The 18,861-nt window shown below is 68.1% G+C and carries 20 protein-coding genes, 1 tRNA gene and 2 pseudogenes; 11 read left to right on the top strand and 12 right to left on the bottom strand.

All coding sequences use genetic code 11. The features are described 5' to 3' along the window. Positions 1 to 17: 17 nt before the first annotated feature. The 4 genes and pseudogenes from ETP66_RS06045 to ETP66_RS06060 all read right to left on the bottom strand — a co-directional run. Positions 18 to 1,001 carry a TAXI family TRAP transporter solute-binding subunit gene (locus ETP66_RS06045; RefSeq protein WP_130841564.1) on the bottom strand — a complete coding sequence of 328 codons (984 nt, stop codon included), beginning with the start codon at positions 999 to 1,001 and terminating at the stop codon, positions 18 to 20. Positions 1,002 to 1,030: 29 nt separating this feature from the next. Next, positions 1,031 to 3,139: a TRAP transporter permease gene (locus tag ETP66_RS06050; RefSeq protein ID WP_130841565.1), complete on the bottom strand. Its 2,109-nt coding sequence runs from the start codon at positions 3,137 to 3,139 to the stop codon at positions 1,031 to 1,033. Between the two features lie 51 nt (positions 3,140 to 3,190). Beyond that, a complete protein-coding gene (locus tag ETP66_RS06055; protein WP_130841567.1) occupies positions 3,191 to 4,180 on the bottom strand; it encodes a TAXI family TRAP transporter solute-binding subunit in 990 nt (329 codons plus the stop codon). A gap of 139 nt (positions 4,181 to 4,319) precedes the next feature. Further along, positions 4,320 to 5,396, bottom strand: a pseudogene (locus tag ETP66_RS06060) (site-2 protease family protein); the annotation flags it as partial. Between the two features lie 71 nt (positions 5,397 to 5,467). On the opposite strand from ETP66_RS06060, the gene ETP66_RS06065 reads away from it, so the two are divergent. Continuing rightward, positions 5,468 to 6,664: an MFS transporter gene (locus ETP66_RS06065; protein WP_130841569.1), complete on the top strand. Its 1,197-nt coding sequence runs from the start codon at positions 5,468 to 5,470 to the stop codon at positions 6,662 to 6,664. On the opposite strand, the gene wecB is transcribed toward ETP66_RS06065, so the two are convergent. The 4 genes from wecB to ETP66_RS06085 are packed head-to-tail and all read right to left on the bottom strand — an operon-like array spanning position 6,639 to position 10,315. Continuing rightward, positions 6,639 to 7,757 carry a non-hydrolyzing UDP-N-acetylglucosamine 2-epimerase gene (wecB, locus tag ETP66_RS06070; protein ID WP_130841571.1) on the bottom strand — a complete coding sequence of 373 codons (1,119 nt, stop codon included), beginning with the start codon at positions 7,755 to 7,757 and terminating at the stop codon, positions 6,639 to 6,641. The two genes, ETP66_RS06065 and wecB, sit on opposite strands and share 26 nt — an antisense overlap. Then, a complete protein-coding gene (locus ETP66_RS06075; RefSeq protein ID WP_130841573.1) occupies positions 7,754 to 8,839 on the bottom strand; it encodes an MraY family glycosyltransferase in 1,086 nt (361 codons plus the stop codon). Before ETP66_RS06075 ends, wecB begins: the two co-directional genes overlap by 4 nt. Beyond that, positions 8,836 to 9,462 (bottom strand): uracil phosphoribosyltransferase, encoded by a 627-nt coding sequence (gene upp / locus ETP66_RS06080; protein WP_130841575.1) that lies wholly within the window; start codon positions 9,460 to 9,462, stop codon positions 8,836 to 8,838. The genes ETP66_RS06075 and upp overlap by 4 nt, the downstream gene beginning before the upstream one ends. A gap of 10 nt (positions 9,463 to 9,472) precedes the next feature. Then, entirely contained in the window at positions 9,473 to 10,315 is an 843-nt protein-coding gene (locus tag ETP66_RS06085; RefSeq protein WP_130841577.1) for a phosphotransferase family protein, read from the bottom strand. Positions 10,316 to 10,374: 59 nt separating this feature from the next. Between ETP66_RS06085 and ETP66_RS06090 the strand changes: the two genes are divergently transcribed. Next, entirely contained in the window at positions 10,375 to 11,448 is a 1,074-nt protein-coding gene (locus ETP66_RS06090) for a radical SAM protein (RefSeq protein ID WP_130841579.1), read from the top strand. On the opposite strand, the gene ETP66_RS06095 is transcribed toward ETP66_RS06090, so the two are convergent. Next, complete coding sequence (locus tag ETP66_RS06095; RefSeq protein ID WP_130841580.1) at positions 11,429 to 11,644, bottom strand: CDGSH iron-sulfur domain-containing protein; 216 nt, start codon at positions 11,642 to 11,644, stop codon at positions 11,429 to 11,431. The genes ETP66_RS06090 and ETP66_RS06095 overlap by 20 nt on opposite strands. Before the next feature lie 31 nt (positions 11,645 to 11,675). On the opposite strand from ETP66_RS06095, the gene ETP66_RS06100 reads away from it, so the two are divergent. The 5 genes and pseudogenes from ETP66_RS06100 to ETP66_RS06120 all read left to right on the top strand — a co-directional run bounded on the left by ETP66_RS06100 (position 11,676) and on the right by ETP66_RS06120 (position 14,423). Then, on the top strand, positions 11,676 to 12,068 hold the full coding sequence (locus ETP66_RS06100) for a copper chaperone Copz family protein (protein WP_130841582.1): 393 nt from the start codon (positions 11,676 to 11,678) through the stop codon (positions 12,066 to 12,068). Then, positions 12,061 to 13,605, top strand: coding sequence for a tRNA lysidine(34) synthetase TilS (gene tilS, locus ETP66_RS06105; protein WP_430731877.1), 1,545 nt, complete (start codon positions 12,061 to 12,063; stop codon positions 13,603 to 13,605). The genes ETP66_RS06100 and tilS overlap by 8 nt, the downstream gene beginning before the upstream one ends. Beyond that, positions 13,584 to 13,675: transfer RNA gene (locus ETP66_RS06110), tRNA-Ser, on the top strand. The genes tilS and ETP66_RS06110 overlap by 22 nt, the downstream gene beginning before the upstream one ends. A gap of 134 nt (positions 13,676 to 13,809) precedes the next feature. Then, a complete protein-coding gene (locus ETP66_RS06115) occupies positions 13,810 to 14,028 on the top strand; it encodes a hypothetical protein (RefSeq protein WP_130841583.1) in 219 nt (72 codons plus the stop codon). Further along, positions 14,025 to 14,423, top strand: a pseudogene (locus ETP66_RS06120) (type II toxin-antitoxin system VapC family toxin). Before ETP66_RS06115 ends, ETP66_RS06120 begins: the two are co-directional and overlap by 4 nt. Here ETP66_RS06120 and ETP66_RS06125 read toward each other — a convergent pair. Together ETP66_RS06125 and ETP66_RS06130 are read right to left on the bottom strand one after the other, a co-directional pair. After that, entirely contained in the window at positions 14,420 to 15,064 is a 645-nt protein-coding gene (locus tag ETP66_RS06125) for a YkgJ family cysteine cluster protein (RefSeq protein WP_130841585.1), read from the bottom strand. The pseudogene ETP66_RS06120 and the gene ETP66_RS06125 sit on opposite strands and share 4 nt — an antisense overlap. Then, the gene (locus ETP66_RS06130) at positions 15,061 to 15,264 is read right to left on the bottom strand and encodes a hypothetical protein (protein WP_130841587.1); all 204 of its coding nucleotides are present in this window, start codon (positions 15,262 to 15,264) and stop codon (positions 15,061 to 15,063) included. The genes ETP66_RS06125 and ETP66_RS06130 overlap by 4 nt, the downstream gene beginning before the upstream one ends. A 32-nt stretch (positions 15,265 to 15,296) precedes the next feature. On the opposite strand from ETP66_RS06130, the gene ETP66_RS06135 reads away from it, so the two are divergent. The 4 genes from ETP66_RS06135 (at position 15,297) to ETP66_RS06150 (ending at position 17,772) form a co-directional block, all read left to right on the top strand. After that, positions 15,297 to 15,788 (top strand): DinB family protein, encoded by a 492-nt coding sequence (locus ETP66_RS06135; protein ID WP_130841589.1) that lies wholly within the window; start codon positions 15,297 to 15,299, stop codon positions 15,786 to 15,788. Positions 15,789 to 15,827: 39 nt separating this feature from the next. After that, on the top strand, positions 15,828 to 16,223 hold the full coding sequence (locus ETP66_RS06140) for a DUF3197 domain-containing protein (RefSeq protein ID WP_130841591.1): 396 nt from the start codon (positions 15,828 to 15,830) through the stop codon (positions 16,221 to 16,223). 61 nt (positions 16,224 to 16,284) lie between these two features. Next, complete coding sequence (locus tag ETP66_RS06145) at positions 16,285 to 16,434, top strand: hypothetical protein (protein ID WP_235187243.1); 150 nt, start codon at positions 16,285 to 16,287, stop codon at positions 16,432 to 16,434. A gap of 93 nt (positions 16,435 to 16,527) precedes the next feature. Further along, positions 16,528 to 17,772 carry an MFS transporter gene (locus tag ETP66_RS06150; RefSeq protein WP_130841593.1) on the top strand — a complete coding sequence of 415 codons (1,245 nt, stop codon included), beginning with the start codon at positions 16,528 to 16,530 and terminating at the stop codon, positions 17,770 to 17,772. Between the two features lie 173 nt (positions 17,773 to 17,945). Here the strand turns inward: ETP66_RS06150 and ETP66_RS06155 are convergent, their stop codons facing one another. Next, the gene (locus ETP66_RS06155; RefSeq protein ID WP_130841595.1) at positions 17,946 to 18,803 is read right to left on the bottom strand and encodes a hydroxymethylglutaryl-CoA lyase; all 858 of its coding nucleotides are present in this window, start codon (positions 18,801 to 18,803) and stop codon (positions 17,946 to 17,948) included. Positions 18,804 to 18,861: the final 58 nt, after the last annotated feature.

Raw genomic sequence — 18,861 nt, forward strand, 5'->3', positions numbered from 1 at the left:
CCCCCCGAGGAGAAGCCTCACCGCAGGGCCCCCACCTCCCGGAAGTAGCGCAGGGCCCCCTCGTGGTAGGGGATCGTACCCCCCACGAAGCGCACCGCGTTTTCCAGAGTGGTGTCCCGGGCAGCGGCCACCGCCGTCTGCAAGGTGGACAGGTTCTCGAAGGTGGCCTTGGTGAGGGCGTAGGCGGCCTCTTCGGGGAGGCTTGCCGGGCAGACGAAGAAGTTCCAGAAGGTGAGGGTGGGGGTGTCGGCCCGGGTGCCGTAGACGTCCCGGGGGATGGTTCCGGTACCCGCCACCCCGGGAAAACGCCTTTGGAAGGTCTGGGCTACGGTGCCCCGGGGATCGATGGGCACCAGGTAGAGGCGCTCGCCCCGGCGGGCCAGACCCGCGGCCAGCTCGGTGATGGCCCCCGTGGGCAGGCCGCCGGACCAGAAGAAGGCGTCCAGGGTGCCCTCGGCCAGGGCCCGGGCGCTCTCCGCCGCCCCCAGGCGTTCCTGTTTGCCGAAGTCCCGGGGGGAGAGCCCCGCCGCCTGCAGGGTAAGCAGGGCGTTCACCTCGGTGCCCGAGCCGGGGGCCCCGGTGGAGACCCGCTTGCCTTTCAGGTCCTGTACCAGCCGGATGCCGGCCCCTTCCCGGGCGGCGATGTGCAGGTAGTTGGGGTACATGGCGAAGAGGATGCGGGTGCTGCGGGCGGGCCGGCCGCGGAAGCGCTCGTGCTCCCCGGTGTAGGCCAGGAAGGCGGAGTCGGGGAGAACGGTGGCGCAGTAGTAGGTGCCGCCTCCCGTACGGGTTTCCAGAAGGAGGAGATTGTCGATGGAAGCGGCGGTCTGGATGGCCTGGGCCTCGGCCACCCCGGCCCGGTTCCAGATCTCTGCCAGGGTGGTCCCGTAGTAGAAGTAAACCCCTCCCACGCCCCCGGTGGCGATGACCACCCGGGGCCTTTGCGCCAGCCCTAGGCCGAGGACGAGAAGGGCCAGGAGGACCAGAACAAACCTTTGCATGTTTTTACCCCCTTTCCTTCGGCCCTACCTTAAGCCTCCTTGGGGGCCCGGGTCAAGCCCTTGAGGAAGAAGGGCAGCCCCAGGAGAAAGGCCAGGAGGTTGAGGGGTCCATAGGGCACGAAGAGCATGACCGCCAGGATCCCCAGGGCCCAGGCCTCCCAGCGCCGTAGGGGCCTCCTCGTGTACCCGGCCCCTGAGGCCGAGAGGTAGATGATCCCTGCGGCCACGGCCAGGAAGCGCTCCAGGATGATGGGCCAGGCCTCGGCGGGTGGGGAGTTTTGCAACACGGGGATGATGAGGAGGCCCGTGCCCGAGTAGGAGAGGAGGAAGAAGAAACCCACCAGGTACTTGGAGAGGGCCACCCGGGCCGCGTAGACCCCGGTGGTGAGGGGGTTGGTACCGAAAACGCTGGCGGCGGCGTAGCCCGCCAGGGCTACGGGCGGGGTCACCTCTGCCAGGACCGCGTAGTAGAAGAGGAACATGTGGGTGGCCAGGAGGGCCGCAGAGGCCGGGAGGCCATTTTCGATAGCCAAGGCGATGATGGCCGGGGCGGTCAGGGCGGAGGTGAGCACATAGGTGGCCGTGGGGGGCACCCCCATGCCCAGGATGAGGCTGAAGACGGCGGTGATCAGGGTGGCCAGGAGGAGGCTTTCCCCGGAGACCTGCTGCAAGAGCTGGCTGAACTTGGAGGGCAGGCCCGAGGTCACCATCATGGTGAAGATGAGGTTGGCGGCGGTGACCGCGGTGCCGATGGGCAGTAGGATGCGGAAGCCCCCCTCGAGGCCCTCCAGGATGGGCCCGAAGCCCTTGGGCCTTAGGGTGGGGTCCAGGTAGGCGATGAGCACGAAGGCCACCAGGGCCAGGCTGGCCGCGGTGCGCACCTCATAGCCCAGGTAGAGGAGGGCGATGATGAGGAGGATGGGCAGGAAGAGGACGCTGTAGCGGAGGGTGTAGGCCCTCCGGCTTCCCGGGAAGTCCACTCCTACGGGGGGAAGGCCCATCTTGCGGGCGTAGAACTCGTTGAAGGCCATGATGGAGATGAGGTAGAGGAGGGCGGGCCCCAAGGCCATGACGATCACCTGGAGGTAGGGGATCTCCAGGATCTCCACCATGAGGAAGGCGATGGAACCCATGACGGGTGGGGTGATGAGGGCGATGCTCCCCGCGGTGGCCACCACCCCTGCGGCCACGTGGCGGTCGTACCCGGCCCGCTCGTAAAGGGGCTTGGTCAGGGTGGCCACGAACTGGGTGTCCGCGGCCCCCGAGCCGGAGAACATCCCCATGAAGACGGCGGAGAGCCCCGTGACCCTCCCCGGGGTGGCGGGGTGCTTACCCACCAGGGCCAGGGCCAGGTTGGCCACCACCCGCCCCAGGCCCAGGGCCCCGATCATCCCGGAAAGGACGGTGAAGTAGACCAGGTACTTGAGGGAGACCCCGGTGATGAGGCCGTAGATGCCCGCCTCCGTCTCGTTGAAGGCCTTGCCCAGGAGGAGGTCGATGGGCTGGGGGGTGCCGCGGAAGGCCCCGGGGAAGAGGTGGGCGTGCAGGTTGTAGCTGAAGAAGAAGAGGACCAGCACCGGCATCACCGGGCCTAGGAGGCGGTAGACCGCCCCCAAGACCAAAAAGATCAAGGTGAGGGACATGCCCGCGTCCCAAGGCTCGGGGATCACCGCCCGATAGACCAACTCCTCGAAGTAGCGGAGCTGGTAGAGGGTGGGAAGGAGGGAAAGGAGTGCGGCCAGGAGGGCGGCGGGGCGCTGCCACCTCGGCAGGAGGGCGGGGAGGACGGTCGCGCCCCAGACCAGCAGGACCAGGGCCTTGACCGTTCCCGGGATGGGCACGGGGGACAAGAGAAAGGCCAGGAGGGGGACCAGGCTGAACAGGGCGAAGACCCAGCTTCCCAAGGTGCGCTTACGCACCAGGGGGAAGGTGACCAGGTAGGTGCCGAGGAGGAGGAATAGGACGTGGGTGCTGCGCTGAAGCTGGACGATGTCCAGTATGGGTATCTCCGCCCGGGATAGGGGGGTGAAGGGGTGGAGGACCAGGTAGAGGGCGTAGAGGGCTCCCAGGACCAGGACCACCCGGGCGATGCGGCCCAAGGGGGTGTGGGGCAGGGGTGCGGTGGGTAGTTCGGCCATGTCGGTTTTCCCAAAAAGGGGCCCCGCTTGGGGGCCCGGGATACCCAGGGCCTAGCGGAGGACGCCCCTTTCCCTCAGGTAGCGCTCGGCTCCCGGGTGGAAGGGAATGACCAGCCGGCCGAAGAGCCGGGCGGTGTTCTCCAGGCTGGTGTCCCGGGCGGCGGCCACCGAGGTGCGCAGGGTTTCCAGGTTCTCAAACACGGCCCGCATGATGCCGTAGGCCACCTCGGCGGGAAGGCTCTCCGGGCAGACCACGATGTTACCCGTGTTGAGCCCGGAAACATCGCCGCGGGTGTTGTAGACCGTGCGGGGCACCACCGTGGGTTCCAAAAGCCCTGGGAAGCGGCGCAGGGCTACCTGGGCCGTGGTGCTCCGCGGGTCGATGGGGATGAGGTGGACCCGGTCTCCCTTGCGGGCCAGGCTGGTGGAGAGCTCCACGATACTCCCTGTAGGCACCCCGCCCACCCAGAAGAAGGCATCCAGGGTGCCCTCGGAAAGAGCCTTGGCCCCTTCGGCCACCGGCAGGCGCTCCCGCTTGGCGAAGCTCTCCGGCCGGACTCCTGCCGCCTGCAGGACCATGAGGGCCAGGTTCTCCGTGCTGGAACCGGGCTGGCCCGTAGAAACCCGCTTGCCCGCCAGGTCCTGCACCACCCGGATGCCCGTCTTCTCCGTGGTGACGATGTGGATGAAGGAGGGGTACATGTAGAACATCACCCGCTGGCTGTCGGCCTTGCGGGCGCGGAAGCGGGGTTCTTCCCCGGTGTAGGCCACGTAGGCGGAGTCGGTGGTGGTGAGGGCGCAGTAGTAGGTGTTGGCCTGGGGGTTGGTGCGATCCCGCAGCAGGAGGAGGTTGTCGTAAGAGCCCCCGGTCTGCACCGGCTGGGCCTCGGCTACCCCGGCCCGGTTGATGAGGTCGGCCAAGGTGGTGCCGTAGTAGAAGAAGACGCCTCCCGTGCTGCCGGTACCCACCACCACCCGGGGCTTCTGGGCCAGGACTAGACCTAGGACTAAGGCCAGCAGAACAACAAAGGCTTTCCTCATGGTTGCCTCCCGTATAGTTTTGCGCCCACAGATTAACGAAGGCCCCGTCCCCTGTCAAGGGACTGTAATTGGCCACCACATTTGAGACACCTTGGGGAACCGACTCCCCCCATATCTTAGCCAGGAACTCCNACCCCTGTCCCAGGAGGTGGATCTGGAAGGCCCGCAGGAGGTCCGTCTTGCTGAGGACTCCTAGGAGCCTCGGTCCTTCCATCACCAACGCCCGGGCGTAGCCCCTTTCCGCCATGCGCTCCAGGGCGGTGAGGGCATCCTCTTCGGGGGCAAGCACCAGGGGTTCTTGGGCATACCGGCCCACCGGGGCGTTGGGGTCGGCGCCCTCCAGGCCCTCTAGCCCCACCGCCCCCAGGACCCGCCCACCCTCCACCACGGGAAACCCGGAAACTTTATGCACCAAGGCCAGGCGCAGGACCTCCGCCACAGGAAGGTCGGGGGTCACGGTAAAGGGGTCTTGGGTCATCAGGTCCCGCACCCGGAGGCCTTCCAGGGTCTGGGCCAGAAGGGTGGCCTCGGCCTCAGCTCTGGAGGCCATGTACACAAAGAAGGCGATGAGGATCAGGAAGGGGTTGAAGACCAGGAGGCCGAAAAGCCCTAGGGCGATGGCCAGGGCTTGGCTCAGGGCCACCGCCTGCCTGGTGGCCTGGAGGTAAGGCTTGCGCAAGGCCAGAAGGGCCCGGTACACCCGGCCCCCGTCCAAGGGCAGGGCGGGTAGGAGGTTGAAAAGTCCCAGCATGAGGTTGATCAGGGCCAGGTAGTGGGTGAGGAAGCCCAGGGTTCCCTCTTCGGCGCGGGCCAGGTGGAAGAGAAGGGCCAGGGCAAAGCTCACCGCCGGGCCTGCCAGGGCGATCCAGAGCTCCTTCAGGGGTTCCCGGGGGATGCGCTCCATCTGGGCTACCCCTCCCAGGAGCCAAAGGGTGATGCGCCGGGTCTCGATGCCGAAGCGGCGCGCGGCCAGGGCGTGGCCCAGCTCGTGGAGGAGCACGGAGAGGAAAAGGCCCATAGCGGCTAGGAGGCCCAGCAGGAAGGGCCTTGCTCCCACCAGGAGGCCCTCCGCCTCGGGAAGGCCGAAAAGGCGCAGGTAAAGGGGCAGGTTGGCGCCGATGAGGAAGGCCAGGAGGGGCAGGATGATGAGGAAGGAGAGGTCCAGCTGAACCGGGATGCCCAGGATGCGGAAAAGGGGTAGGCCCCGTTGGAACATGCCTCAGTATAAAGGCCCCCCCCGGGGCGCGGAGTTAGTAATGACCGGTCAGTCAGGTTTAGGATAGAGGGGTGCTGGCCTTGGCCCTCCTCAAGGACCCCTTCTACCGTCCCTACTGGCTGGCCCTCTTCACCTCCCAGATGGGCACCTGGATGCAGGCCGCGGCCCAGGCGTGGCTGGTCCTCCTCCTCACTGGGAGCGCGGAGAGGCTCGGCCTGGTGGTGGCCCTCCAGTTCCTCCCTTCCCTCCTCTTCTCCCTGCCCGCGGGGGTGTTGGCCGACCGCTACCCCAAGCGGGCCCTCCTCCTCCTCACCCAAGGGGGGATGATGCTTTTGGCCCTCCTCATGGCCCTCCTCATCCTCACCGGGCTGGTGGACTACGCCCACGTCCTCCTCTTCGCCTTCCTCTACGGGGCCCTGAACGCCATGGACCTGCCCGTGCGCCAGAGCTTCACCGTGGAGCTGGCGGGCAAGGAGCGCTACCCCGGGGCCATCGCTTTGAACTCCTTCGGCTTCAACCTGAGCCGCCTCCTGGGCCCGGCCCTCGCTGGCCTCCTCATCGCCCTTTTCGGGGTAGGGGTGGCCTACCTGGCCAACGCCCTCTCCTTCCTCCCTCTCCTCCTGGTCCTCCAGCGTCTCCCCGGGGGTCCGGCCGGGGAAGGGGGGGACGGCCGCTTCTGGGGGCAGGCGGGAGAAGGGGTGCGCTTCGTCCTGGAGCACCCCCTGGTGCGCCGGGTGGTGGGCCTGGTCCTCTTCGCCACCCTCCTGGGCATGAACTTCCAGACCCTGGTCCCCGCCTACGCCCGGCTGGTCCTGGAGATGGAAGCCGCCGGTTACGGCCTGCTGCTGTCCAGCGTGGGTTTTGGGGCCCTGGGGGCGGCCCTGGTGATGGCCTTCACGGGAAGGCCCAAACCGGCGCGCCTCCTTCTCGGGGTCTTCGCCCTGGCCCTGGCCCACCTGGGCCTCTTCCTACCCTACCCTTCCCTGGCCCCCCTCTTCCTGGCCCTGGGGGGGTTTGGGATGATCTCGGTGCTCATCAACGCCAACACCCTGGTGCAGCTCGCCGTGCCCGACCGCCTCAGGGGCCGGGTCATGGCCGTGTACAGCCTGGTGATGCTGGGAACGGGGCCATTGGGGGCCTACCTCACCGGGCTTCTTTTCGAGCTTCTGGGTGGCCGCTCTGCGGCTTTGGCCCTGGGGGGTGCGGTGCTCCTGGTGGGCCTTTACCAGCTCAGGCCTTGGCCTAGGGCCGCCACTCCTCCGGCCTAGGGCCGAGGCCGAGCCGCCAGGCTACCCCCTTCGCCACCCGCTCCCCCGCCCGGCCGTCCCCGTAAGGGTTCTTGGCCCGGCGCATGCGGGCAAGCTCCTCTGGGGTCTCTAAAAGCCCCTTCACCACCTGGAAGACCCGCTCGGGGTCGGTGCCCGCCAGCTTGAGGATCCCCGCCTCGAGGCCCTCCGGCCTTTCCGTGACGTTCCTGAGCACCACCACCGGCACCCCCAGGGCCGCCCCCTCCTCCTGCAGCCCCCCCGAGTCCGTGACCAGGAGGAGGCTTTGCCGCATGAGGGCCGCCATGGGCCCGTACTCCAGGGGGTCCAGGAGGACGAAGTTCCCCAACCCCTTGAGCACGGGGAAGACCGCCTCCCGCACCACGGGGTTCAGGTGCACGGGGTAGACGAAGGTGAGCTCGGGGAAGGCTTCCGCCACCTTCCTGAGGGCCCGGGCCAGCTCGGTAAGGAGGGGCCAGTTCTCGCGGCGGTGCATGGTGACGGTCACGTAGGGGCCGGGGGGGAGGCCCTCGGGGAGGCGCCCCAGCCTGGCCGCCAGGAGGACCGCGTCCACCCCCGTCTGGCCGGTGACCAGGATGCCCTCCTCCCGCTTGCCCTCCCTGAGGAGGTTCGCCTTGGCCAGGGGGGTGGGGGCGAGGTCCAGGTCGGTGAGCGCGTCGGTGAGGCGGCGGTTGGCCTCCTCGGGGAAGGGCTCCTTGAGGCTGCCGCTCCGGAGGCCCGCCTCCACGTGCCCCACGGGAAGGCCTTCCAGGAAGGCCGCCCAGGCCACGGCGAAGGTGCTGAGGGTGTCCCCGTGGACCAGGACGTAGTCCGCGTGCATCTCCTTGAGGGCCCGGGCCGCCTGGGGGAGGATGCGGGCCGCCAGGTCGGGAAGGGCCTGGCGCTCCTGCATCACGTCCAGGTTCCGGTCCTCCCGGATGCCGAAAAGCCCCAGGGCCTGCTGGAGCTGCTCCCGGTGCTGGCCGGTCAGGAGGACCAGGGGCCTGATGTGGGGATGCCCTTTCAAGGCCAGATACACCGGGGCCATCTTGGTGGCCTCGGGCCGGGTGCCGAAGGCGAGGACCACGCGCTTCATTCTCCCCTCCAGAGGGCCCGCATGCGGCGATAGGTGACCCAGGTGAGGCCCAGGAGGGTGGCCGAAAGGCTGGCGACCACCCCTTCCCAGGGCATGCCCAAGTAGAGCATGGCCGAGAGGTTGGAGAGGAGGGCGAGCCCCCAAAGGAGGAAGGCCACCCGCCTCTGGGAAAGCCCCCGGGCCAGGAGGCGGTGGTGGATGTGGTCCTTGCCGGGGGTGGCGAGGGGGTTCTGGCCCCTTAGGAGCCTCCGCACCACCACCTGGGTGGTGTCCAGGATGGGGAGGAGGAGAAAGAGGGCCGGTGGCAGAAGGCCCAGGAAGGTGGTGAGCTTCAGGTTGCCGAGGAGGGCGGTGGCCGCCAGGGTGTAGCCCAGGAAGTAGGCCCCGGCGTCCCCCAGGATGATGCGGCTCGGGTGGAGGTTGTGGCGCAAAAACCCCAGGGAAGCCCCCGCCAAGGCGGCGAGCACCAGGGTGCCCGCGGCCCAGAAGGGGAACTGGGCGCTCACGAAGAGGAGGCTCATGGCGCTGATGTAGGCGATGCCCCCTGCCAGGCCGTCCAGCCCGTCCATGAGGTTCAGGGCGTTGGTGATGCCCACCACCCAAAGCCAGGTGAGGAAGAGGCCCAAGGCGGGGTCCAAGGGGGTGCCGAAAGCGGCTTCGAAGCGCACCCCCACCGCCATGAGGAGGAGGGCGGCGAGGGTCTGGGCCAGGAGGCGGAAGGCGGGAGGAAGCCCGTATTGGTCGTCGATGAAGCCCACCAGGACCAGCCAGGCCCCCCCCAGGAGGATGGCCAGCACCTGGATGAGCACCCCCTCCACCAGGATGGGCCTCAGGAAGGCGGCCACCACCAGGGCCAGGACCACCCCGGCGTAGACCGCCAGGCCCCCGGCGTTGGGGAGGGGCTCCCGGTTGAGGCGGCGCTCGTTGGGCTGGTCGGCCCAGCCCACCTTCAGGGCGAAGCGGCGCACGTAGGGGAGGAAGCGCCAGGTGAAGAAGAGGGAGAGGAGGAAGATGAAGACCACCACCAGCCAGCCGGTGCCCAGGGGCTCGGCGATCCCTATGCGCTGGAGGAGTTCCGTCATTTGGTCCCGTAAATCCGGTCCCCCGCGTCGCCCAGGCCGGGGACGATGTAACCGTGGTCGTCGAGGCGCTCGTCGATGGCCGCCACCACCACCTCGGCGTCGGGGTGGTCCCGGGCGATGCGCTCCAGGCCCTCAGGGGCGGCGATGAGGCACATGAGCTTCACCCCGGAGGCCCCCTTTTCCTTGAGCAGGGTAAGGGCCCGGCTGGCGCTTCCCCCCGTGGCCAGCATGGGGTCCAGGAGGAAGACCCGACGCTCGGCGATGTCCGGGGGAAGCTTGGCGTAGTACTGCACGGGTTTCAGGGACTCGGGATCCCGGTAGAGGCCGATGTGCCCCGTCCGGGCGTGGGGCACGAGTTTTAAGATCCCCTCCACCATAACGAGTCCGGCCCGCAGGATGGCCACCAGGGCGAGCTTTTTGCCGGAGAGCACCTTAACCCTCGCGGGGGCCACGGGGGTTTCCACGGTGGCCTCGCTGAGTTCCAGGTCCCGCATGGCCTCGTAGGCCATGAGCAGGGAAACCTCCTCGGCTAGCTCACGGAAGTCCCGGGGGCCGGTGTGCCGGTCCCGCAAGTGGGCCAGCTTGTGCTGCACCAGGGGGTGGTCCACCAGGGTGATCCTCATCCCCAAGAGCCTAGCACGCCCTTCCCCTTTTGGGAAAGAAGTCGCGGAAGAAGCCTTGCGCCCGGGGCAGCTTCTCCCCCAAGGCTTCGGGAAACCCCTCGGGGCGCTTGGCGCGGAACCAGTGAAGGTCGTGGAGGTAGGTGAGGGGTACGTAGAAGGCCAGGCGCTCCCGCACCTCCTGGGGGTAGAGGCGGGCCAGGCGGAAGAGGGCCTCCCGGGCCGCGCCTTCCCCCAGAAGGTCCAGGCTCCCCGTCTTGAGGAGGGCCAGGTCCCGGGCGGGGTCGTCCCCCCCTGAACGCACCCAGTCCACCAGCAGCACCTCCGGGCCTTCCTCCCCCGGCTCCTTCAGGAGGAGGTTCCCCGCCCAGGCGTCCCGGTGGCAGAAGCGCCGCTCCGCCCCCGCCGCAAGCCCCACCTCGCGCTTCAGGGCATGCACGAGGGAACGGGCCTCGGGCACCCCGTGGAGGGTTTCCGCGAAGCGCTCCAGGCGTTCCAGAAGCTCTTCTCCCTTTACCTGCCCAGGCTCTGGCAGGCGGTGGAGGGAGAGGAAGAGGTGGGAGAGGGCCGCCAGGGTCTTGGGGCGGAAGGCCTCGGGGCGGAAGGGCCTCCCCGGGAAGCGCTGGGTGATGAGGACTCCTTGCCCTGCCACCTCCTCTACTCCCAGGACGAAACGCCCCAGGCCCGCCCGGGCCATGCGGCGGGCCTCGAGGGCTGCCAGGTGGGCCTCAGGAGGGCTGTAGACCTTGTAGACCCTCTGGCCGTCGGTATAGACCCGGGCCTCGAAGCCGCCCAGGGGGGTGAGGCGGGCGAGGGCTTCGGGGGAGAGGAGGCCCCTAAGGGCCGCAAGCGCCACGGGCCTTATTGTAAGGGCACGGGGCCGGGACCCTTGCCCCTTGGGGTAGCCTGGAGCCCGTGGAGCTCCTGCGCCCGGAGGCCACGGTGCTCTCCCTGGGGGACAGGGTCCTCTCCTTCGACCGGGAGGGCCGCCCCTACCACTACTTCCGTCAGGGGCTCACCTACAAGCGGGCCCTGGACGGAACCCTCCACCTGCGCTACCGGGAAGGGGAGAGGCGGAGGCGGCGCCTTTTAGGGGAGGAGGCCCATGGGGTTTACCGGGAGATCCTCGCCCTGGCGGAGGCCCACCTGAGGGACCGGGAGAGGCGGAAAGAGGTCCTCCGCTGGACCCCGGAGGCCCTCCTGGACCCCACCCCCTACCGCCTTGCCTACGCCTGGCCCATAAGCATCCTCCCTCCGGACGCCTATCTTTCCGTGGTCCTCCAGGCCACCACAGGCTGCACCTGGAACCGCTGCGCCTTCTGCTCCTTCTACCAGGACCGTGCCTTCCAGAAGCGTTCCCCGGAGGCCTTCGCCGAGCATGTGGAGCGGGTCCTTGCCCTTTTAGGGAAGGGGCGGCTCCTCCGGCGCGGGGTCTTCCTGGCGGACGGGAACGCCCTGGCCCTCTCCGAGCCCCTTCTGCCCCTCCTGGAGGTGGTGGGGCGCCACTTTCCTGGGGAGCCCGTGCTGGGCTTTTTGGACCTCTTCACCGGTCTAAAGAAGGAAGCTTCCTGGTGGGCCAGGCTCCGGGTTTTGGGCTTGAGGCGGGTGTACCTGGGCCTGGAAACGGGGCACGCCCCCCTCCTGGCCCTCCTCCACAAGCCGGGCCACCCCCGGGAAGCCCTTTCCCTGGTGCGGGCGTTGAAGGGGGCGGGGCTTTCGGTGGGGGTGATCCTCATGGTGGGGGCCGGGGGGAAGCCCTACGCCGGGGCCCACCTTCGGGAAAGCCTCCGCCTTCTCGCCGAGCTTCCCCTCGGCCCGGAGGACCTGGTCTACCTCTCCCCCTTCCAGGAGGCGCCCGCCACCCCCTACGCCCGGCTTGGGCTGGAACCCCTCGAGGACGTGGAGGCGGAGGTAGGCCGCTGGCGGGAGGCGGTGCGCCGCCTGGGGCTTAGGGCGGCGCGGTACGACATCAGGGAGTTTCTTTACTGACGATCTCCCCACCCTCTGCCCGGAAGCCCACCCGTTTGTGGCTCCCGTCGCAGAAGGGCTTCCTTTCCGAGTGGCCGCAGCGACAAAGGGCCAGCTTGGCCCTTTCCAGGCGCCTTTCTTCCCCGTTGAACCGGAAGGGAGTTCCTTCGGGCAAGTCCAACACGTAGGGCCCATCCTGGCGGAAGCGGAGCTTCATGCCCTCAGGATACCGGGGATAAAGTGGAGGTATGCTTTGCCCACAGAATGGAAAGATAGGCCTCGAGGTGCCCCTGAAGACGGTGAAGAACTTCCTCACCGGGAAAGCCCTCGCCCGGCTGGACCCCGAAAGCCCCCACTACCTCTGCCAGGACCCCGCCTGTCCCGTGGTCTACTACGGGCAGGAGGGGGTTTACACCCTGGAGGAGGTGCGCTTTCCCATCTACGACAAGGGGGCTTCCCTCATCTGCTACTGCTTTGACTGGACTAGGGAGGGCCTGGCGGAGGCTCTAAGCCAGGGGCTGGACCCCGTGGTCCAGGTGGAGGGGGGGGTAAGGGCCAAGCGCTGCGCCTGCGATCAGAGGAACCCCCGGGGACGCTGTTGCCTTTCCACCCTGAAGGCGGAGGTGGCCCGGCTTGCCTGAGGCGCTTCCCCAGGAACTGGAAGAGGCCTTTCGCGCGCGGCTCGCCCGGCTGGCTCCCAAGGACCCCCTGGTGCTGGCGGTCTCTGGGGGCGGGGACTCGGTGGCGTTGGCCCACCTGGTGCGGCGCGCCGGGCGGGAGGCGGTGGTGGCCCACCTGGACCACGCCCTGCGCCCGGAAAGCGGGGAGGATAGGGCCTTTGTGAAGGCCCTGGCGGAAAGGCTTGGCTTTCCCTTTTATGCCGAGCGGGTGGAGGTGGCCAGGGTGGCCAGGGAACGGGGGGAGAACCTCGAGGCCGTGGCCCGGGAGATCCGCTACGCCTTCCTGCACCGGGTGGCCAAGGAGGTGAAGGCCAAGGCCATCCTCACCGCCCATACCCTGGACGACCAGGCGGAAACCGTGCTCCTCAAACTCCTTCAGGGCACGGCCCGGGGCCTGGGTATCCGGGAAAAGGAGGGGCTTGTGGTCCGCCCCCTTCTGGCCTTTCGCCGCGAGGAGTTAAGGGCGTACCTCAAGGCCCTGGGGGAAGTGTGGCGGGAGGATTCCTCCAACCAGGACCTTTCCCGGGATCGCAACTACCTGAGGCTTAAGGTGCTTCCCCTTGTGGAGGAGCGGTTTCCTGGGGCCAAGGAGGCGCTTTCCCGCTTTGCCCAGGTGCGGATGGAGGAGGAGGCTCACCTGGAGAAGGAGGCCAAAGCCCGCCTCCTACCCGATCCCCGCTTCTTCGTGCCCGCCTACCGGGCGGTACCTCTTTTGGAGGCTCCTGGGGCCCTTAGACGGAGGGCTTTGCGCTGGATGCTGGAGGCCTTAGACCTCCGGCCTGAGGCCCGGCTTATCGCCCTTCTGGAGGAGGCTTTAGGGGGCAAGGTGGCCACCCTGCCCGGCGGCTACACGGCCAGGCGCAAAGGAGGTACCCTTTTTCTCCTTCCCCCCGCTCCCAAGCTGCCCCTTCCCCCTGGGTTTCGCCGCCCCTTGCCGGGAGACTACCTAGCCATGCCCTACGGGAGAAAGCGCCTGGTGGACTTTTTGGCGGAGAAAGGGGTACCTAAGGAGCTCAAGCCCCTTTGGCCGGTGAGGGCGGAAGGTAAGCGGGTGATGGAGGTGCTGGGCTTCTATCCTCCCTCCGAGGAGGAGCGGTACATGGCCTTGGCCCTCGAGGAGGCCAGGCAGGCCTTCCAGGAGGGGGAGGTGCCGGTGGGGGCGGTCTTGGTGGTGGGGGAAAGGGTGTACAGGGCTCACAATCAGGTGGAGGCTACCCGGGACCCCACGGCCCACGCGGAGATGCTCCTTCTCCGGAGGGTGGGCAAGGGGGCTAGGGGAGGGCGGCTTTACGTGACCCTCGAGCCCTGCCGCATGTGCCACCACGCCCTGAGGGAGGCCAGGGTGGAGGTGGTCTACGGGGCGGAGAACCTGAAGGAAGGGGCCCTCACCCGCTTTGGCCAGGGGGGCGGGATGCGGGGTGGCGTCCTGGAGGGGGAGTGTGCTAAGCTCCTAAAGGACTTCTTCGCCCGGCTCAGGGAGGGGTGCCGGAGCGGTTGAACGGGCCGGTCTCGAAAACCGGTAGGCTCCGCAAGGGGCCTCGCGGGTTCGAATCCCGCCCCCTCCGCCAAAGGCGGCCTGTGGGCCGCCTTTTTTCTGGCCCCTGAACCTGGACAGACACATGTGAGACGCTGAATGGGATAAAAAGATGGGGAACCGACCCTGTAGCGGANCCCATGTATTTGGCCTGGGTATACTCGTAGTATGCCCCAGGTGCACACCTATCTGCGCAGGGAGGTCTACGAGGCCCTAAAGCGGCAGGCGGAGGCCCGGGGGATGAGCCTATCCGCCTACCTTCGCGAGCTTTTGGAACGCCACGCCCTGCCGCACCGGGAGGAGTTCTATGCCTTGGCGGGGAGCTGGGAGGGGGAGCTTGCGCGTCCTCCCCAGGGGGAACCGGAAGTCCGCGAGGGCCTCCCGTGACCCTCTACCTCCTGGACACCAACGCCTGGATCGCCTACCTCAAGGGGCATCCCCGGGTGGTGGAACGGGCCTGGCAGGAGCCCAGGCTGGCCATCTCCGCCGTTTCCCTGGGCGAGCTCTTCTACGGGGCCAGGAAGAGCGCTAGGGTGTAGGCGAACCTCAGGCGGGTCGTGCGCCTGGCCGGCTTGGTGCGGGTGCTGCCCATCGACGAACGGGTGGCCGAGGTCTACGGCTGGCTTCGCCTGGACCTGGAGCGGGTGGGGAAGCCCCTCGGGGCCAACGACCTCTGGATCGCCGCCACGGCCAAGGCCCACGGCCTGGTGCTGGTGAGCGCCGACCAGGCTTTCCGTCAGGTTCCGGGCCTGCGCCTGGAGGGCTGGGCCGCCGGATCCTAGCCACCGGGGTTCCCACCCTGACCTCGCCAGGGTGAGACCACCTGGAACCCCCACCGCCCCCCGAGGACGCCCAGCCCTTCCAGGAGCCTCTCCACCTCCGCCCGCCCCCGGGGCAGGCCCTCGAGGAGGAGGTACAGGAGGCCCGCAAGCTCCCCTATCACCACGAAGCCGTAGCGCCGCCCTTCCTCCTCCCAAAGCGCCTCCATGCGGCGGTGGGCCATGCCCCAGGGCGCTTTGAGGAAGTGGCCCCGGGGGGCCTGGGCTTCCGGCTGGCAGAGGGCGGGGTCCCCGGCGGTGAGGAGGCCGCGGCAGGCCAGGGGCCTGAAGGGGTAGACCCCGCAGAGGCCCCCCTCCAGGAAGGGGCAGGGCCTTCTTTCCCTGAAAAAGCGGCTCGGGAAGTGGGGGTCGTCCTTGCCCTCCCCGAGGAGGGCCAGGCGTTTGGGGCCTTCCTCCAGGAGGCGGGCCCGCTGCGCCTCCGTGAGGTGGGGGAGGAGGGCCTCCCCCTCCAGGCGGGAGAGGGTCACCAGGCCGTGGCAGCAGGCGAAGCACCCCGCCCGGCAGGAGGGGGCGAGGCCCTTTTGCCTCAGGTAGTCGGCGAGGTCCGCCTCGAGGGCCTCCCACGCGGCTTCCACCGGGTTCATCGCCTTTGGCGGTACACCCCCTTCCTGGGGTCAAAGGGGCAGGTGCGGAAGGCCACCTGGGGGCAGAAGCGCCGGTGGCGGGCCACCTCCAGGGCCAGGGCCCGGGGCAGGCCGCAGCGGGGGCAGGTAGGGGGCCTCCTGCGCCGGGCGAGGAAGAGGGCCGCACCGGCCAAGAGGGCGAGCAGGGCCAGGGCCTCCACGCCCGTCAGTTTACGGGGTGTAGCATGGGGGTATGCCTGCGCCCTTTCTGGAACCCCTGGAGCCGGGGGTGCCCCCGGTGGTTTCCGCCTGGATCAAGGGCTTGAAGGAGGTGGAGGCTCACCTGGATCGCTGGGCCTTTGCCCTTTCCGAGGAGGGGTTTTGGTGGCGGCCCAAGGAGGGGACGAACCCCATTGGGGGCCTGGTGCGCCACATCGCGGGAAGCTCCTTGCGGCTCCTTTCCTATGCTTTTCCCCAGGAGCTTCCCGACTGGGCCAAAAGGGGGCGGGAGTGGGAGCTAGGAGGGGAGCCCGAGCCCAAGGAGGTGGTGGAGGCCCGCTTCCGAGAGGCTTGGGCGAGGCTTTCCTCCGCCTTCCGGAGGGTAAGGGAAGAGGAACTCGGCCAGGAGGTTTCCGTGGGCGCCCAGGGCCTGAAGGCGCCCAGGGCCCATATCCTCCACCACCTGGTGGAGCACGCCCAGCACCATGCAGGGCAGATCATCTACGCCCGCAAGCTCCTGGGCTGAGGACCCCTGTCCCTAGGGGGCGGCCGTAAGATGGGAAGCATGGAACGCGTGGGCTTGCGCGCTGCTCCCCGGCTGACCCTCGAGGCCCTCAAGGAGGCCCTCAAGGGGGTGCGTTTCCCCGAGGCCAAGGTCTACCTCATCACCGACTGGCAGGACCGCCGCCACCAGGCCCGCTACGCGGTTGTGATCCACGGGGGCAAGAAGGACCTCCTCACCCCCGACGCCTTCGGCCCGGCGTTTCCCGGGGGCGAGGCGGCCCTTTCCGAACTGATGGCCCTCCTCCTGGAGCGGGGGGCGCGGAGGTTCTACGAGGCCGTGGTCTCTCCCGGGGAGATGACCGCTCTCCTCGGCCTTCCTCCCGAGGAGCTCCTTGCCCGGGTGAACGCCATCGCCAACCCCGCCGACCCCGGCATTTACCTGAAGCGGGCCGCCTGATACCCTTTCTTGTTGGATCCTTCGCCTATGACCGTAGCCGACCACCTGACCTTTAACGGCCTTGTGGCAGCGGGTCGAGAAGGCCAAGGACCCGATAGAGAGGACCCGCTTCTTGGTGGTCTACCACGCCGAGCGGGGGCTCCCCGCTAAGAAGATTGCCAAGATCACCCTGAACAGCCCCCACTGGGTGCAAGAAACGGTGAGGGGCTAAAACCAGGAGTTGCTCTGCGCACCCCCCGGCCCCGGGGGGGCAGATGCGGCGGCACACCCTCTTTCGCTGGTAGTCTAGGATAAGGAAATCGGCATGAAACGGCATGAAGCCATTGTCGCCTTGATGACCAGGCTGGGGCTTGCGCTTTTCGCCCGAAACCCCACCTTCTCCTACTTTTTCCTCAGCAGGACCTCGTCCCGCATTGGCGAGAACGTGTTCTCCCTTGCCGTCCCGTGGCTGGTGTTTCAGCTGACGGGCAGCGCCCTACAACTTGGGCTGGCCTTTGCCGTCCAGGTTGTCCCTTCGCTGCTGCTGGCTCCCTTTGCCGGTGTTTATGCGGACGCTGCTTCAAGGACAAAAGTGATACTCGTTGCGGAAAGTTTCCGGGCCCTGCTCGGTCTGGCTGTGGCTGGGCTGTCGCTCCTGGGCAACTTGCAGGCGTGGCACCTGTACCTTGCTGTGGTGGCCCATGCGGTAACCGCCAGTTTTCTTACCGTCGCAGCCGGGGCTGTGGTCCCGACCATCGTTGACCAGGTGGACCTGACACGCGCCAACGCGCTGCTCAGGTTGAGCCGCAACGCGTGCGACCTGTTTGGCAAGGTTATGACGGGCGTACTCTTAGCCTGGGTAGGCCCGGCGTACACGTTCATGGCGAATGCGGCCTTGTCTGTGGCGTCGGCGGCTCTGCTGCCGATCCGTCGCATGAACGGGGAATCCCTAGTGGTGCGGGGCCGGCGGCCAAGGGTACTGCAGGATTTCGTGAGTGGGGTGGGTATCCTGCGCCGCCACGGCGCGGCTTTGCTCGCCATGGCCGATCTGGTGGTGGTCAACGTCGGTATTCCGGTTCTGGTCATAGCCCTGCCCGTTGTTTCTGAACAGGTTCTGCGCCACGGCGCCGCTGGCTATGGATTCCTCACCGGAGCGATGGCGCTCGGGGCCATCGCTGCGACCCTGATAGCCACTCCACTGGCGGGGCGGATGGATGAGCACCGGTTGTCCGGACTTGCCACGGTCCTGTTCGGCTTCCTGGTTGGGTCCCTGGGCTTCGTCGGGGGACTGGAGGGGTGGTTGCTGGCGGTGGCGCTCGCCGGTCTGACGGCCGAATTGGTTTCGGTCTACACGGCCAGCATCCTGCAGCGGACCCTGCCTTCGGAGGTCCTGGGCCGGGCCTTTGCTGTTCAGTATGCGGCCCTACGGGTCATCCCTGTGGTCGTGTTCCTAAGTGCCGGTGCGGTTCTCCAAAGGTTCGGCGTCCAAACGCTCTTGATCTTGGGTGGTTCGGCAACCGCCCTCATCGCGGCGCTCTTGCTCTACATCAGGGTGCGCGGTGCGCAATAGGGGAGCGGGGAGGTGGGGTTCCAACAAAGCCATCCGGGCTGAGGAGGCGATGGAAAGATGAAGCTGCGGTGGATCCAGTACATCCGAGGAGTCCCACGGTATCCTGTTCTGGTCGGCGACACCGTTATGCCGTTTTCCAGGACGTACAAAATCGTGTGGACGATCTCGGGTGCTCAGCCGTAGAGGAGCCGGAGCCGGGCCGCCTCCTCCGCTAAGAGGGGGAGCGCTCTCATGTCCACCCCCGTGGTGAGGCCTTGGGCCTCGAGGTGGGGCAGGACCTTCTCCGTGGGTAGGTTGCCCACCAGCTCGTCCCCGGCAAAGGGGCAGCCCCCCACCCCCGCCAAGGCCCCCTCCAGCCAGCGCACCCCCGCCCCCAGCACCGCCTCCACCTTGGCCAAGACCCCCTCGGGCCGGGCGTGGAGGTGGGCCCCCAGGCCTTCGGGGCCAAAGCGGGCCACGGCCTCCCCTAGCACCTCCTGGATACGGCTTGCCTCCGCCACCCCGTAGGTGTCCGCCAGGGCGATCTCCCGCACCCCCAGCGCCCGGAGCCTTCCGATGGCCTCCAGGACGGCCTCCAGGCTCCAGGGATCCCCGTAGGGGTTGCCGAAGGCCATGGAGAGGTAGACCACGAGGCCAAGCCTCCCCTCCGTGGCCCGCACCATCTCCGCCACCAGGGGCCAGGAGTCCTCAATGGAGCGGTTCGTGTTCTTGCGCTGGAAGGTTTCCGAGAGGGAGAAGGGGTAGCCCACGTGGGTGAGGTTTGGGGCCTTTAGCGCCCTTTCCAGGCCCCGCTCGTTGGCCACGATGGCCAAATAGGTGCGCCCTTCCGGGGGCGGCAAGGCGGCCAAGACCGCCTCCGCGTCCGCCATCTGGGGTACCCACTTGGGGGAGACGAAGCTGGTCAGGTCCAGATGGCGAAACCCCGCTTCCAGCAGTCGGTGTAAAAAGGCCACCTTTTCCTCGGTGGGGATGGGGCGGGAAAACCCTTGCCAGGCGTCCCTGGGGCACTCCACCCACTTCACCTTTTCCATGGACCCTCCTTTTGGCCTTTTGCCGGGGCCCCCACCCTGACGCTTCCAGGGTGGGGTG

The sequence above is a fragment of the Thermus thermamylovorans genome (assembly GCF_004307015.1).
Taxonomy (GTDB): domain Bacteria; phylum Deinococcota; class Deinococci; order Deinococcales; family Thermaceae; genus Thermus; species Thermus thermamylovorans.

Excerpts from the sequence above, each read along its gene's own strand:
- ETP66_RS06045 (WP_130841564.1), bottom strand. The coding sequence starts at position 1,001 with ATGCAAAGGTTTGTTCTGGTCCTCCTGGCCCTTCTCGTCCTCGGCCTA.
- ETP66_RS06050 (WP_130841565.1), bottom strand. The coding sequence starts at position 3,139 with ATGGCCGAACTACCCACCGCACCCCTGCCCCACACCCCCTTGGGCCGC.
- ETP66_RS06055 (WP_130841567.1), bottom strand. The coding sequence starts at position 4,180 with ATGAGGAAAGCCTTTGTTGTTCTGCTGGCCTTAGTCCTAGGTCTAGTC.
- wecB (WP_130841571.1), bottom strand. The coding sequence starts at position 7,757 with ATGAAGCGCGTGGTCCTCGCCTTCGGCACCCGGCCCGAGGCCACCAAG.
- ETP66_RS06075 (WP_130841573.1), bottom strand. The coding sequence starts at position 8,839 with ATGACGGAACTCCTCCAGCGCATAGGGATCGCCGAGCCCCTGGGCACC.
- upp (WP_130841575.1), bottom strand. The coding sequence starts at position 9,462 with ATGAGGATCACCCTGGTGGACCACCCCCTGGTGCAGCACAAGCTGGCC.
- ETP66_RS06095 (WP_130841580.1), bottom strand. The coding sequence starts at position 11,644 with ATGAAGCTCCGCTTCCGCCAGGATGGGCCCTACGTGTTGGACTTGCCC.
- ETP66_RS06100 (WP_130841582.1), top strand. The coding sequence starts at position 11,676 with ATGCTTTGCCCACAGAATGGAAAGATAGGCCTCGAGGTGCCCCTGAAG.
- ETP66_RS06115 (WP_130841583.1), top strand. The coding sequence starts at position 13,810 with ATGCCCCAGGTGCACACCTATCTGCGCAGGGAGGTCTACGAGGCCCTA.
- ETP66_RS06125 (WP_130841585.1), bottom strand. The coding sequence starts at position 15,064 with ATGAACCCGGTGGAAGCCGCGTGGGAGGCCCTCGAGGCGGACCTCGCC.
- ETP66_RS06135 (WP_130841589.1), top strand. The coding sequence starts at position 15,297 with ATGCCTGCGCCCTTTCTGGAACCCCTGGAGCCGGGGGTGCCCCCGGTG.
- ETP66_RS06140 (WP_130841591.1), top strand. The coding sequence starts at position 15,828 with ATGGAACGCGTGGGCTTGCGCGCTGCTCCCCGGCTGACCCTCGAGGCC.
- ETP66_RS06150 (WP_130841593.1), top strand. The coding sequence starts at position 16,528 with ATGAAACGGCATGAAGCCATTGTCGCCTTGATGACCAGGCTGGGGCTT.
- ETP66_RS06155 (WP_130841595.1), bottom strand. The coding sequence starts at position 18,803 with ATGGAAAAGGTGAAGTGGGTGGAGTGCCCCAGGGACGCCTGGCAAGGG.